This window comes from Amycolatopsis sp. CA-128772 (assembly GCF_002904295.1).
Lineage (GTDB): Bacteria > Actinomycetota > Actinomycetes > Mycobacteriales > Pseudonocardiaceae > Amycolatopsis.
The window spans coordinates 41,626-53,865 of record NZ_PPHG01000096.1; the positions used below are offsets into that span (position 1 = coordinate 41,626).

The following is a 12,240-nucleotide window of genomic DNA, read 5'->3' on the forward strand; positions in this document are numbered from 1 at the left end:
TTCGTAAGGTATGCTAACTATATGTCCGGCGACACGCACGAACGCTCCTTGGCGAGCCGGCTGCGTCTCGCGGTGGTCCGGCTCAACCGCCGGCTGCGGGCACAGCGCGTCGGGGACGACCTCACGCTCACGCAGGTCGCCGCGCTGTCCACCCTGCACAAGTGCGGTGCGCTGACCCCGGGTCAGCTCGCCGCGAAGGAAGGCGTCCAGCCACCTTCGATGACGAGGGTGATCGCCGCGCTCGAGGAACTGGGGTTCGTCGACCGGCGCCCGCACCCGACCGATGGCCGGCAGGCCATCGTCGAGCTGTCCGAGAGCGGGCTGGCCTACGTGCAGAAGGCCATTTCCGTGCGGGAGGCGTGGCTGGACCGGCAGTTGGCGGAACTCGGCGACGAAGAGCGGGAAGTGCTCTCCAAAGCCGCCGAAATCATCGACAGGATGGCGGGGAACTAACCACGGTGACGGCCACGGGTAGCGAAACCAAGCGTTCGATCCAGACCACTGCTACCCGGGACACGGCCCCACCGCCGTCCGCCTCACCGCCATCCCCGTCCACGCGCGGCGGGATGTTCGCCTCCCTCCGGGTCCGCAACTACCGGCTGTTCTTCACCGGCCAGGTCATCTCGAACATCGGCACCTGGATGCAGCGCATCGCCCAGGACTGGCTGGTGTTCACCCTCAGCGGCAACAACCCGATCGCCCTCGGTGTCGCGGTCGCGCTGCAGTTCACCCCGACGCTGTTCCTCTCGCTCTGGGCCGGCGTGCTCGCCGACCGCGTCGACAAGCGGCGGCTGCTCACCTGGATCCAGACGGCGGCGTGCCTGCAGGCCGTCGTGCTGGGCGTGCTCGACATCAGCGGGATCGTCGCGCTGTGGCAGGTCTACGTCCTGTGCTTCACCCTCGGCGTGACGGCGGCGCTGGAAGTGCCGACGCGGCAGTCGTTCGTCGCCGAGATGGTGGGCCGCGACCAGATCGCCAACGCCGTCGCGCTGAACTCCTCGATCTTCAACATGGCGCGGATCGTCGGCCCGGCGATCGCCGGGTTCGCGATCACCTGGATCGGGACCGGCTGGCTGTTCATCGCGAACGCGGTCAGCACGGTCGCGGTGATCACCGGGCTGGTCCTGATGAACCCGGACAAGCTGTTCCGCGTCGCGGCGGTGCCGCGCGAGAAAGGACAGCTGGCCGAGGGCCTGCGGTACGTCCGGCGGCGGTCGGACCTGATGACCGTGATGGTGCTGGTGCTGTTCGTCAGCACGTTCGGCATCACGTACTTCAGCTCGCTCCCGATCGTCGCGGCCAACGTCTTCCACACCGCGGCCGACGGCTACGGCCTGCTCTCGACGCTCGTCGCGGTGGGCACGTTCACCGGCGCGATCATGTCGGCCCGCCGCGGGACGAAGGGCCGGCCCCGCGTCCGGCTGATGCTCGTGTCGGCGTTCTTCCTGGGGGTGTTCGAGCTGATCACCGGGTTCATGCCGACGTACCTGACGTTCGGCCTCGGCCTGATTCCCCTCGGCTTCGCCACCATGACGTTCCTCAACACGGCGAACGCGCTGGTGCAGACCTCGGTCAGCCCGGAGATGCGCGGCCGCGTGATGGGCCTCTACGTGCTCGTGCTGATCGGCGGCAACCCGATCGGCGGCCCGATGGTCGGGTGGATGGCCCAGGAGTTCGGCGGCCGGTCTCCGTTCTACATCGGCGGGGCGGTCTCGGCGGTGGCCGCGGTCGTGTGCGCGGTCGTGCTGATCCGGCGGGGAGGCGTTTCCTGGCCGGTGAAGCGGGGCCTCGGGTTGCGGGTGCTGAAGCGGACGAAGGTCTGACAGGACGTATCGGGTCGTGTTCATGGCGTGACCGTATCGGCGGCCACCGACAAAAACCCGGGGTCCCGGGTCTCCATGTCGCCCGAAAGGGTGAGATCGGGCTCTTCGAGCCAAACCTCTTGCCGCGCGAGGTGAGGTTAGGCTAACCTCATGCATGTCCGCTTCGTGGTGGGAGCGGCAGTCAGTTCGGGAACGGACGGAGCCCCGGCCCTGGGAACCCCAGGCCGGGGCTTCGTTCACGTCAGCGCAGTGTCCGGCTGGGGCGCGCCGTGCGTCAAGAGACTCTCACCCGGCGGCACCGGCAGCCGCGTCAACGTCATCCCGAAGTACACGTGGTACGCCGCGCGGATCGCCTCCGGGGCCGGCAGCAGGACCTCGTTCCGGACGCCGTCGACCGTCTCGATCAGCCGGTCGCCCGAAAGCGTCACCCGGCCCTGGGCCGTCGGGCGGGAGCACGTCAGGGACCGGGTGAAGTGCGACTCCGGCGACGTCGTCTGCCACCAGGCCATCGGGACGAAGTCGGCCAGCGGGCGCGGGCGGCGCTCCAGGCGGTACTGCGGCTTGCCGTCCCGCAGGACGTCGATGTCGCCGTACGGGGCGTCCAGGAGCAGGAACTCGCCGTCCGGGTCGGGCTGGGGGTCCACGGCGGACAGCCGCAGCGGGTGCCGGGAGAACCGGCCGAACCCGACGTCCACCAGCCAGTCCTCGCCGTCCAGGGAAACGACGATCGCCGCGTGGTCCAGCGGCGGGCCGGGCGTGCCGTCGGCGCCGAAGACCTGCGCCGCGTGCAGCGCGGCGTCGTACCCCAGCGCCCGCAGCAGCGCCGCGAACAGGCCGTTCAGCTCGTAGCAGAACCCGCCCCGGCGGCGGTGCACGATCTTGGTGAACAGGGCGTCCTCGGCCAGGACCACCGGCTCGCCGAGGTGGCTGCTCAGGTTCTCGAACGGCGCCGCGGCCAGGTGCCGTTCCTGCAGGTGACGCAGGTTCGCGAGAGCGGGCGCCGCCGGCCGCGCGACGCCGAGGCGGTCCAGGTACGCGTCGATATCCATGCGTTCAGCCAAACACCTCGACCGCGGTCGAGGTCAAGGGATTTTCACCCGGCGACGAAAAACGGGGCCCTCCCGGAAGGAGGACCCCGTCCGGCGAGGAACGGCTCAGCCGAGCAGCAGGCCGTTGCCGCCCGCGACGGCGTTGTCGAAGCGCTTGGAGATCTCCGCCCAGTTGAAGATGTTCCACAGGGCCTTGACGTAGTCCGGCTTCACGTTCTTGTAGTCCAGGTAGAACGCGTGCTCCCAGACGTCGACCAGCAGGATCGGCACGGTCGGCAGGATCAGGTTGTTGTGGTGGTCGCGCAGCTGCTGGGTGATCAGCGTCTTGCCGATCGGGTCCCAGGAGAGCGCGCCCCAGCCGTTGCCCTGGATCGTGGTCGAGACGGCGGTGAACTGCGCCTTGAACTTGTCGAAGGAGCCGAACGCCTCGTCGATCGCCGCGGCCAGCTCGCCGGTCGGCTTGTCGCCGCCTTCCGGCGACAGGATCTTCCACCACACGACGTGGTTGGCGTGGCCGGCCAGGTTGAAGGCCAGCGTGGTCTCCAGGCCGACGATCGAGCCGAAGTCACCTGCGTCGCGGGCCTCGGCGATCTTGTCGAGCGTGTCGTTCGCGCCCTTGACGTAGGTCGCGTGGTGCTTGCTGTGGTGCAGCTCGTTGATCTCGCCGGAGATGTGCGGCGCCAAGGCGCTGTAGTCGTAGTCGAGATCGGGGAGCTCGTAGCGGGCCATTGGCCCTCCTTCTGTCTTCGACACAAGTTTCCGGTACCGAACCTAGTAGCACACGCCCCCTCGCGGCGAGCGGGGGCGCATGGCCGTCAGTGCGTGAGACGGCGGTTCGCAAGAGGCGTACCCCGGGAGCACGCCACCCGAAACCGAGCCTGCAACCTGGACTTGACTGGAGGTCAACGACCTGTGAGATCAGGCACGGAACTCGTCGAGCCGCGAAGCCAGCTCCTCGAACACCGCGACGTTGCACTCGAACGCCACCAGTGTCTCGTCGATCACCCGCGCCCGCTCGGCCTCGTCCCACGGCGCGTTGTCCAGCTTCGCGCGGTAGACGTCACGGAAGCGGGGGGCGCTGCCGATGCCGTCGAAGTGGTAGAAGAGCGTGCCCGCTTCGGCGACGTCGTACTGGCGTTCCAGCAGCCGGCGGATCGCCTGGCCGCCCGCGATGTCGCCCAGGTAACGCGTGTAGTGGTGGGCGACGTATCCGCCGGCCCACGAAGACGCTTCGCGCACCCGCGCCACGTACGCCTGCGTCGAGGCCAGCGGCGTGATCGTCGAACGCCAGTCCGGGCCGACCAGGTGGGCCAGGTCGCGCTCCAGGTTCGGCAGCCGGCGCAGCTCGTCGAAGACGAACTCGCCCCCGACCGGGTGATCCGCCATCCGATCGCTGGCCGCCTCGATGGCGCCGTAGACGAAGTAGTACTGGATCGCCAGCTGGGTGTAGCCCTCCTGCGTCAGCTCGCCGCCGAGCAGGGCGCGCATGTACGTCGAGTAGTTCGCCTTCTCGTGCACCTCCAGCGTCGACGCGCGCAGGGTCGCCGAAAAGGGGCGGGCGTCCGTGGTCACCGACATGGGCAGGCCTCCCGGGCGATCGATCTGACACGCTGTCAGAAAGAGCGTAGGGCATAGTCCCGGGTTAGGCCACCCTAAATCGTCGCGCCGACCGCCCGCAGGACGAAGCGCACGGCCGCTTCGACGACGTCTTTCAGCTGCTCGGCCGGTCCGTCGACCAGGGTGCGGTTGCCCAGCGCCGCGGTGATCATCGGGATCAGCACGTCCGGGTCCTCGGCCGGCCAGCGGCCCAGGTCGACGCCGCCGGCGAGGATCGCGCGCAGGCGGTCGGTGATCGGGTCCGCGTGCGCGCTGATCCGCCGGTACGCCGCGGGCGCCAGCGCCGACGCGAGCGCCGTGCCCGGTGGCATGTGGTACTCGGCCAGCACGCGCAGCTGCAGCCGGACGAAGGTGGCCAGCTGGTCGACCGGATCCGCCTGCGCTTCGACGGCATCGGTCAGTCGGGTGACGTACTGCGCCGCCTCGTCTTCGACGAAGGCGACGAGCAGGCTTTCCTTGTCGGGGAAGTGGTTGTACAGCGCCGTCCGGCCCACCCCGGCCGCCGACGCGACCCCGGCGAGCGTGATCGCGTCGAAGCCGCGCTCGTACAGCTGGGCGCGCAGGACGTCGAAGACCCGCGTCCGCACCTCACGCCGGTGCGCCTCCAGGGACTCACCGAGAATCTTCGGCATCCCCTCAGGCTAGCGTCAATCGGCCACCGGCCACGTGTGAACCGGTTCGCCCGTCTCGGACAGTTCCAGGTAGCGCCCGAGCATCCGGCTCAGCGCCGCCTCGCGGTCCAGCCCGCGTTCCTGGGCGCGCAGGACGTAGTCGCGCTGCCAGGTCGCCCCGGTCCGGCGGGCCAGGCAGCGGCGCTCGATGATCCCGAGGTAGCGCTCGCGGGCCTCGTCGGAGACGTCGGAGCGGCGCAGGCCCTCGTGGGCGAGCGGCAGCAGCACGCGCAGGGCCAGCTCGTCCGGCGGGATCCAGCCGATGCCCGGCCAGTACAGCTGGCCGTCGAAGCCGCGGCGTGCGCCCGCGTAAAGGTTTTCCTCGGCGGCCTGGAACGACATCTGGCTCCACACCGGGCGGTCCGCCTCGGCCAGCGCGCGCTGGGCGCCGTAGAAGAAGGCCGCGTTGGCCACCGTGTCGACCACCGTCGGGCCGGCCGGCAGCACCCGGTTCTCGATCCGCAGGTGCGGCAGGCCGTCGACGACGTCGTACACCGGGCGGTTCCAGCGCCAGATCGTGCCGTTGTGCATGCGCAGCTCGGTGAGCTTCGGCGCCTGGCCCGCGTCGAGCGCCTCGATCGGGTCCTCGGCGTCGGTTTCCGGGAGCAGGCCCGGGAAGTAGCGGACGTTCTCCTCGAACAGGTCGAAGATCGACGTGATCCAGCGCTCGCCGAACCACACCCGCGGCCGCACGCCCTGGTTCTTCAGCTCTTCCGGCCGGGTGTCGGTGGCCTGCAGGAAGAGCGGGATGCGCGTTTCGTGCCACAGCGCCTTGCCGAGCAGGAACGGCGAATTCGACGCGAGCGCGATCTGCAGCCCGGCCAGGCACTGCGCCGCGTTCCAGTGCGCGGCGAACTCCTCGGGCGCGACCTGCAGGTGCAGCTGCACGCTGGTGCACGCGGCCTCCGGCAGGATCGACTCCGCGTAGCTGCGCAGGCGTTCGGGCTGCTGGCCCGGCAGCGGCGCGCCCTCCATGGCGAGCACCGTGCGTTCCCCGCGCGCGGCGAAGATCTGGTCGTTCAGCGTGGAGTACCGGGTCTTGTTGGTGAGCCACTTCTGGTCGAAGTGCTCGTGCTTCAACGTCGGCAGGATGCCGATCATGGCCAGCGACGACCCGGTGTCACGGGCCTTCGTCGCCGCGACGTCGAGGTACGCACGCAGGTCGTCTTCCAGCTGGAGAGCGGAATCGCCGGCCAGCGGCCGCGGCGGGACGTTCAGCTCGATGTTGTGCTGACCCAGCTCCGTGGTGAACGACGGGTCGTCGAGCGCCTCCAGCACCGCGGTGTTCGTCATCGACGGGCGCAGCTCGCGGTCGACGAGGTTCAGCTCGACCTCGAGGCCGATGTTCTTGCGGGGGAACGAAAAGCTGCCGTCGGTGAGCATCCGGGCCAGCGTGTCCAGACAGCGTTGCACCTTGCGGCGGTAGCGTCCTCGGTCCAGCGTGTTGAACGACTGGGCCTCGAGGTCCATCCCCATGACCATCCCTGCTTCGTGTCGGCGTGGACTAGGACGTGTTTCAGACCGGGCGGACAACCGTTACACAGCCGATGCAGCCGGGCTAGCGGCCAAACTGGTGCTCTCCGTCACGGGCGGTTAACCGAAAGCAAAATGGCCCCGTTCGTACCACCCGGCGGTGGACGTTCGGACCAGTGAAGCGCCCGGCAAGCGGATGACAGACTGGGCGGATGGGCGTGATCCACATCGACCACTCCGGCGATCCCCGCGTCGACGATTTCCGCGACCTGTCCACTGCGGACCGTCGCCCCGACCGGCCCGGCGGCCGGGGGCTCGTCATCGCCGAAGGCACGGTCGTCGTCTCGCGGCTGCTGGCGTCCCGCTACCCGGTGCGCGCGCTGCTGGGCGTGCCGCGGCGGTTCGCCGAACTGGCCGATGACCTGGCCGGGCTCGACGTGCCGCAGTACGTGGCTTCCGCGGAGACGATGGCCGACGTCGTCGGCTTCCACCTCAACCGCGGGATCCTCGCCGTCGCCGACCGGCCCGCGCCGCTGACGGTTTCCGAAGTCGTCGGCGGCACCGGTCCGGTCGCCGTGCTGGAAGGCGTGGGGGACCACGAAAACCTCGGCGCGCTCTTCCGCAACGCGGCGGCGCTCGGTGTGAGCGGCGTGCTGCTCGGGCCGGGCTGTTCCGACCCGCTGTACCGGCGCAGCGTGCGCGTGTCGATGGGACACGTCCTGCGCGTGCCGTTCGGGCCGCTGACGGACTGGCCGGGCGGCCTCGACGACCTGCGGGCGCGCGGGTTCGCGGTCGCGGCGTTCACCCCGCGGCCGGGTTCGGTCCCGCTGCGGGAACTGCGTGAGCGCGCGCCCGGGCGGGTGGCGTTGCTCTTCGGCGCGGAAGGTCCCGGGTTGACCGAAACGGCGCTCGCGGCGGCTGATCACGCCATCCGGATACCCATGCCGGCGGGAGTCGATTCACTGAACATCGCGACGGCCGCCGCCGTTGCCTTCTACGAACTGGCCCGGGGCGGCTAAGGTTCTGGTCTCCGAGGCGGGAAGGGGCACCATGGAGCTGCGGATCCGCGGCGAGCGCGCCGTGCTGGCCGGCCCGGGCGGGGAGCACGCCCGCGAAGTGGACCCGCACAAGCTCGCGATCGGCGCCGACCTGGCCCAGGCCCTGCACGAATGGGCGCGCGTGGCGTCCGCCGTCTCCGCCGGCTCCGGGGAAGAGGCGGGCGCGGTGGTCTCGCAGCGCGGACGTCAGCTCGCCGGCCGGCTGGCCTCGGTGATGGGCACGACCGTGCGGTTCGTGGACCCGGTGACGGGCGCCGACACGGTCGTCGAGCCGCCCCCGCCCGCCACCGCACCGGGCCACCGGTTCGTCCGCGCGGTGCTCGGCCCGCCCGGGCCGCCGGGAGAGCCGACGCCGTGGCTGACCGGGCTGACCGTGTCGGCGTTCATCGCGGCCGTGGTGGTCGTCGCCATGCTGGCGCTGGCCTCGACGCTGGCCCGCGAGACGAGCGGCTGGCTGGCCCTGCTGGCGTCGGTGATCGTGACGGCCGGGATCACGCCGTCGCTGTGGCTGATCCGGCGTACGCCGATCCTGCGCTGGGCCGCTTACGGTGCGGCGGGCGGGGTCGTGGTCGCGTGGGTCGGCGTGCTCGTGATCGCGTTCTGATGGAGCAGCTGGACGCGTTGCGGAAGTTGTGCCTGGCCCTGCCGGAGGCGACGGAACGGCTGAGCCACGGGACGCCGGCGTGGTTCGTGCGCGGCAAGAAGACGTTCGTCACGTTCGCCGACGACCACCACGGCGACGGCCGGCTCGCCTTCTGGTGCCCGGCGCCGCCCGGGGTGCAGGAGGAGCTGGTGCGCACCGAGCCGGAGCGGTTCTTCCGGCCGGCGTACGTCGGGCACCGCGGGTGGCTGGGCGTGCGGCTGGACGTCGACGTCGACTGGGGCGAGGTCGGCCGGATCGTGCGCGAGGCGTATCGGCTGGTGGCGCCGAAGACGCTCGCGGTGCGGGTGGACTAGCGCCCCAATGTGGCGTTCGGTGCGTTGGATGCACCGAACGCCACATTGGGTGCGTGGGATGCACCCAACGCCACATTGGGGTGTTGGGGCTCAGCCGCGCTGCGAGCGGACCCCGAGGAGCACGTCCTCCCAGGACGGGACGATCGGGTGGTTCTTCTTGGCCTTCGGCCGTGGCTCCGGTACCGCTGCGTCCTCGTCCGGGTCCGTCGGCACGCGCGGGATCTCGCGGGTGTCGTCGTCCGGGTCCGGCTCGGCCGACGGCAGCTGGGCGCGCTCCGGCTCGACCGAATCCAGCGTCGGCTGGAACTCCGTCTCGCGGGCCGGCGCGAGGGCGCGGACCGTGCGCGGGGGGCGGTAGGCGTTCGGGTCGAGCAGGACCTCGGCGTTCTCGTCCAGCGCCGTCACCGTGCCGCCGTGCGCACCCGGCGAAAACGCCCAGTGCGCGCGGTTGTCCGACCGGCCGGCCTTCCAGCGGAGCACGACGACCCAGCGGCCGTCGTCGCCCTTCCAAGAATCCCAGGTGGCCTGCGAGTAGTCGTGGCCGCGGACGCCGAAGCCGTACGCGACGACCTCGCCGAGCGTCTGCACGTCGGGGCCGTCCTCGCGGACCGGGTGGGCGCTCTGCGCCAGCTCGGCGGTCCGGGACCGCTCGAGCAGGACGGGGTAGGCGTACCGCTCGACCCGCTGCGTCGAGACACCGGCGCTCGCGGCGACCTGCTCGACGGACTCGCCGGCCCGGATGCGCTGCTGGATCTCGCGTGGCCGCATCTGGCTCTCCAACTCGATTTCGATCTGGCCGAGGCGGGTGATGTCACCCCGCGCCGCCGCGCGCAGTCGCTCATCAGCCGGGAGCAGGAAGCGAGTACGGCTCGCCGGGTCTTCCAGCACGATGGACTTGCCGTCCTCGTGCAGTCCGACCACTCGCAGCGCCCGCATTGTTCTCGCCTCCCCGATCTTCTTCACCGTTGTGGGTACCCACGTTAGAACGGCGCGTCGGCTTGACGTGCGAGGCGCGCCGAGTCCGCACCGAAGTGCCCACTGTTCATTTCGCGTCCTCCGCATCGTCGCCCACCCAGGTCAGCGGCAAAAGGGTGACACGCCGGACACGGTCAGTCACGATCGAGTGGATCAAGCGCGCGTCGAGCCGTCGTCAAGCCGGGGGGAGCCGGATCGTCACCGTGAGCCCGCCACGCCGTCCGGGCTGGGCCTCTGCACGTCCTCCGTGAGCCTGCGCCACCGAGCGCACGATCGACAGCCCCAATCCCGCGTTCCGCGTGTCCCCGGTCCGCTCGGACCCCACCCGGCGGAACGGCTCGAACAGCGTCGGCACCGCCGCCGGCGGCACCACCGGGCCCGAATTCCGCACCTCCAGCGCCGGATCCCCGCGCACCTCCACGTACACCCAGCCGCCCGAAGCGTTGTACGTGATCGCGTTGATCAGCAGGTTCGTCACCAGCCGCTCCACCAGGACCGGGTCGCCCGCCACCACGCGGGGGCGCAGCCGGGTCTCCACCGCCACCCCGGCCGCCGAGGCCGCGGACGCCGTGGCGCGGACCACCGTCGCCACCACCTCGTCCAGGCGGACCGGGGTGCGCGTGTGCAGGCCGCGGTCGCTGCGGGCCAGGACCAGCAGGCCCTCGATCATGCGTTCGCTGCGCTCGTTCGTGTGCAGCAGGTGCGTGCCGAGCTTGCGCAGCTCCGGCGTCACCTCCGGGTCGGCCATCGCGACCTCGATCAGCGTCCGCTGCACCGCCAGGGGCGTCCGCAGCTCGTGGGACGCGTTCGCGACGAAGCGCTTCTGGCTGTCGAACGACTCCGCCAGGCGGTCGAGCATGCCGTCGAAGGTGTCCGCGAGCTCCTTCAGCTCGTCCGGTGGGCCCTCCAGGTTGATCCGGCGGTCGAGCTTGCCCGCCTCCAGCCGGCGCGCGGTCGACGTGATGTCGTGCAGCGGCCGCAACGCGCGGCCCGCCATCAGCCAGCCGAACAGCACCGCCAGCGCCGCCGTCACCACCAGGGCGATCGCCGAGCCCACCACCAGCGTGGACAGCGTCGAGGAGCGGTATTCAACGAGGGAGCCGCTGAGCAGCTGCACCGCGGCGCCCGGGGACGTGACAGCCGTGCGGGCAGCGACGCCGAACGTCACGTCGGCGGAGTCGATCGTGGTCAAGGCGGCCCGGGTCGGGTCCGGCAAGGTGCTCTGCACCAGCAGGTAGTTGATGACCACCAGCACCAGCCCGGCGAGCAGGAACAGCGCGCCGTACCAGGCCGTCAGCTTCGTCCGGACCGAGATGCCGTTCACGGTGCGCCGAACCGGTAGCCCGCGCCCGGCACCGTCCCGATCACCGGCGGGTCGCCCAGCTTGCGCCGCAACGTCATCACCGCGACGCGGACCGCGTTGGTGAACGGGTCCGCGTGCTCGTCCCACGCCTTTTCCAGCAGCTCTTCGGCGCTCACCACCGTGCCCTCGGCCCGCATCAGCACCTCCAGCACGGCGAACTCCTTCGGGGACAGCAGCAGAAACCGGCCGTCGCGGGCGGCCTGGTGCCGCGGCAGGTCGAGCACGACGCCGTCGCGTTCCAGCACCGGGGGCAACGCCGGGCGCGCGCGCCGCGACAGGGCCTGGACCCGGGCGACCAGCTCGGCGAACGCGAACGGTTTCGTCAGGTAGTCGTCGGCGCCGAGGCCCAGGCCGGCGACGCGGTCGGTGACGTCGGCGGCCGCGGTCAGCATCAGCACCCGCGCCTCGCCGCCCGCACGGACCACCGCCGAGCAGACCTCGTCGCCGTGCACCTCCGGCAGGTCGCGGTCGAGCACCACGACGTCGTAGCCGTGCACGCCGACGCGTTCCAGGGCCTGCGCGCCGTCGTAACAGACGTCGACGGCCATCGAAAACCGCCGCAGCCCCTCCGCGACCGAGTCGGCCAGCAACCGCTCGTCCTCCACCACCAGCACCCGCACCGGCCCAGTCTGCGCAGGCGGGCCATAAGGACCGCATAAGCGGCGTCGCTTAGCGCGCCCGAATCCCCCGGTCCGTAGACCTGGGACCCCACCGGAGGAAAGGAGCGAGCCGATGCGGACACGGATGGCCGTCGCGGCGCTCGGGGCGGCCCTGCTGCTCGGGGGCTGCGGCGCGAGGGCCGACGACGGGTCGAAGGTCGCCTCGATCTCGACGCCGCCGAAGAGCGGCGGCCCCGCCGCGGCCGACAACAGCGGCAAGAGCGACGAGGACAAGATGCGCGAGTTCGCCAAGTGCATGCGCGAGCACGGCGTCGACATGCCCGACCCGAAACCCGCCGGTGACGGCAAGGGCATGGCGATCACGCTGGGCGGCGACGGCGTCGACACCTCGAAGATCGACGGCGCGCAGGAGGCGTGCCGCCACCTCATGCCCAACGGCGGCGAGATGAAGCCGCCGAGCGCCGAGGAGCTCGACAAGATGCGCAAGGACGCCAAGTGCATGCGGGACCACGGCATCGACATGCCCGACCCGGACCCGGCCGGCAAGGGCGCCACGCGCATCGGCGGGCCGGGCGACGACCCGAAGAAGTTCGAGGCCGCGGCGAAGGCGTGCGGGCTCGGATGAGCGTCAGCG

Annotated in this window: 14 protein-coding genes; 6 read left to right on the forward strand and 8 right to left on the reverse strand. The window is 71.0% G+C overall.

The genetic code is table 11. The features are described from left to right. Nucleotides 1–21: 21 nt before the first annotated feature. Both C2L59_RS42915 and C2L59_RS42920 read left to right on the forward strand, forming a co-directional pair. Nucleotides 22–453, forward strand: a complete 432-nt coding sequence (locus C2L59_RS42915; protein WP_103355322.1) for a MarR family winged helix-turn-helix transcriptional regulator — start codon at nucleotides 22–24, stop codon at nucleotides 451–453. A 113-nt stretch (nucleotides 454–566) separates the two neighbouring features. After that, nucleotides 567–1,823 carry an MFS transporter gene (locus C2L59_RS42920; RefSeq protein WP_103355323.1) on the forward strand — a complete coding sequence of 419 codons (1,257 nt, stop codon included), beginning with the start codon at nucleotides 567–569 and terminating at the stop codon, nucleotides 1,821–1,823. 236 nt (nucleotides 1,824–2,059) lie between these two features. Here the strand turns inward: C2L59_RS42920 and C2L59_RS42925 are convergent, their stop codons facing one another. From C2L59_RS42925 to C2L59_RS42945, 5 genes are all read right to left on the reverse strand, one after another. Next, nucleotides 2,060–2,872, reverse strand: coding sequence for an arylamine N-acetyltransferase (locus C2L59_RS42925; RefSeq protein ID WP_103355324.1), 813 nt, complete (start codon nucleotides 2,870–2,872; stop codon nucleotides 2,060–2,062). A 105-nt stretch (nucleotides 2,873–2,977) separates the two neighbouring features. Further along, nucleotides 2,978–3,601 carry a superoxide dismutase gene (locus C2L59_RS42930; protein WP_103355325.1) on the reverse strand — a complete coding sequence of 208 codons (624 nt, stop codon included), beginning with the start codon at nucleotides 3,599–3,601 and terminating at the stop codon, nucleotides 2,978–2,980. Nucleotides 3,602–3,790: 189 nt separating this feature from the next. Next, a complete protein-coding gene (locus tag C2L59_RS42935; RefSeq protein WP_103355326.1) occupies nucleotides 3,791–4,450 on the reverse strand; it encodes a heme oxygenase (biliverdin-producing) in 660 nt (219 codons plus the stop codon). Nucleotides 4,451–4,524: 74 nt separating this feature from the next. Beyond that, complete coding sequence (locus C2L59_RS42940; RefSeq protein WP_103355327.1) at nucleotides 4,525–5,121, reverse strand: TetR/AcrR family transcriptional regulator; 597 nt, start codon at nucleotides 5,119–5,121, stop codon at nucleotides 4,525–4,527. A gap of 15 nt (nucleotides 5,122–5,136) precedes the next feature. Continuing rightward, a complete protein-coding gene (locus C2L59_RS42945; protein ID WP_103355328.1) occupies nucleotides 5,137–6,642 on the reverse strand; it encodes a glutamate-cysteine ligase family protein in 1,506 nt (501 codons plus the stop codon). A gap of 203 nt (nucleotides 6,643–6,845) precedes the next feature. Here C2L59_RS42945 and C2L59_RS42950 point away from each other — a divergent pair, with 203 nt between their 5' ends. From C2L59_RS42950 to C2L59_RS42960, 3 genes are read left to right on the forward strand one after another with little or no spacing between them, the layout of a single operon-like run. Continuing rightward, on the forward strand, nucleotides 6,846–7,652 hold the full coding sequence (locus tag C2L59_RS42950; protein WP_103355329.1) for an RNA methyltransferase: 807 nt from the start codon (nucleotides 6,846–6,848) through the stop codon (nucleotides 7,650–7,652). Between the two features lie 31 nt (nucleotides 7,653–7,683). Next, nucleotides 7,684–8,295: a DUF2537 domain-containing protein gene (locus C2L59_RS42955; RefSeq protein WP_103355330.1), complete on the forward strand. Its 612-nt coding sequence runs from the start codon at nucleotides 7,684–7,686 to the stop codon at nucleotides 8,293–8,295. Continuing rightward, nucleotides 8,295–8,648: an MmcQ/YjbR family DNA-binding protein gene (locus tag C2L59_RS42960; RefSeq protein ID WP_103355331.1), complete on the forward strand. Its 354-nt coding sequence runs from the start codon at nucleotides 8,295–8,297 to the stop codon at nucleotides 8,646–8,648. The genes C2L59_RS42955 and C2L59_RS42960 overlap by 1 nt, the downstream gene beginning before the upstream one ends. A 90-nt stretch (nucleotides 8,649–8,738) precedes the next feature. Here the strand turns inward: C2L59_RS42960 and sepH are convergent, their stop codons facing one another. The 3 genes from sepH to C2L59_RS42975 form a co-directional block, all read right to left on the reverse strand. Beyond that, nucleotides 8,739–9,584: a septation protein SepH gene (sepH, locus tag C2L59_RS42965; protein ID WP_103355332.1), complete on the reverse strand. Its 846-nt coding sequence runs from the start codon at nucleotides 9,582–9,584 to the stop codon at nucleotides 8,739–8,741. 214 nt (nucleotides 9,585–9,798) lie between these two features. Further along, on the reverse strand, nucleotides 9,799–10,947 hold the full coding sequence (locus C2L59_RS42970) for a cell wall metabolism sensor histidine kinase WalK (protein WP_103355333.1): 1,149 nt from the start codon (nucleotides 10,945–10,947) through the stop codon (nucleotides 9,799–9,801). After that, nucleotides 10,944–11,606, reverse strand: a complete 663-nt coding sequence (locus C2L59_RS42975) for a response regulator transcription factor (RefSeq protein WP_103355334.1) — start codon at nucleotides 11,604–11,606, stop codon at nucleotides 10,944–10,946. Before C2L59_RS42975 ends, C2L59_RS42970 begins: the two co-directional genes overlap by 4 nt. Before the next feature lie 112 nt (nucleotides 11,607–11,718). On the opposite strand from C2L59_RS42975, the gene C2L59_RS42980 reads away from it, so the two are divergent. Next, nucleotides 11,719–12,231, forward strand: a complete 513-nt coding sequence (locus tag C2L59_RS42980; RefSeq protein ID WP_103355335.1) for a hypothetical protein — start codon at nucleotides 11,719–11,721, stop codon at nucleotides 12,229–12,231. The last annotated feature ends 9 nt before the right edge of the window (nucleotides 12,232–12,240 follow it).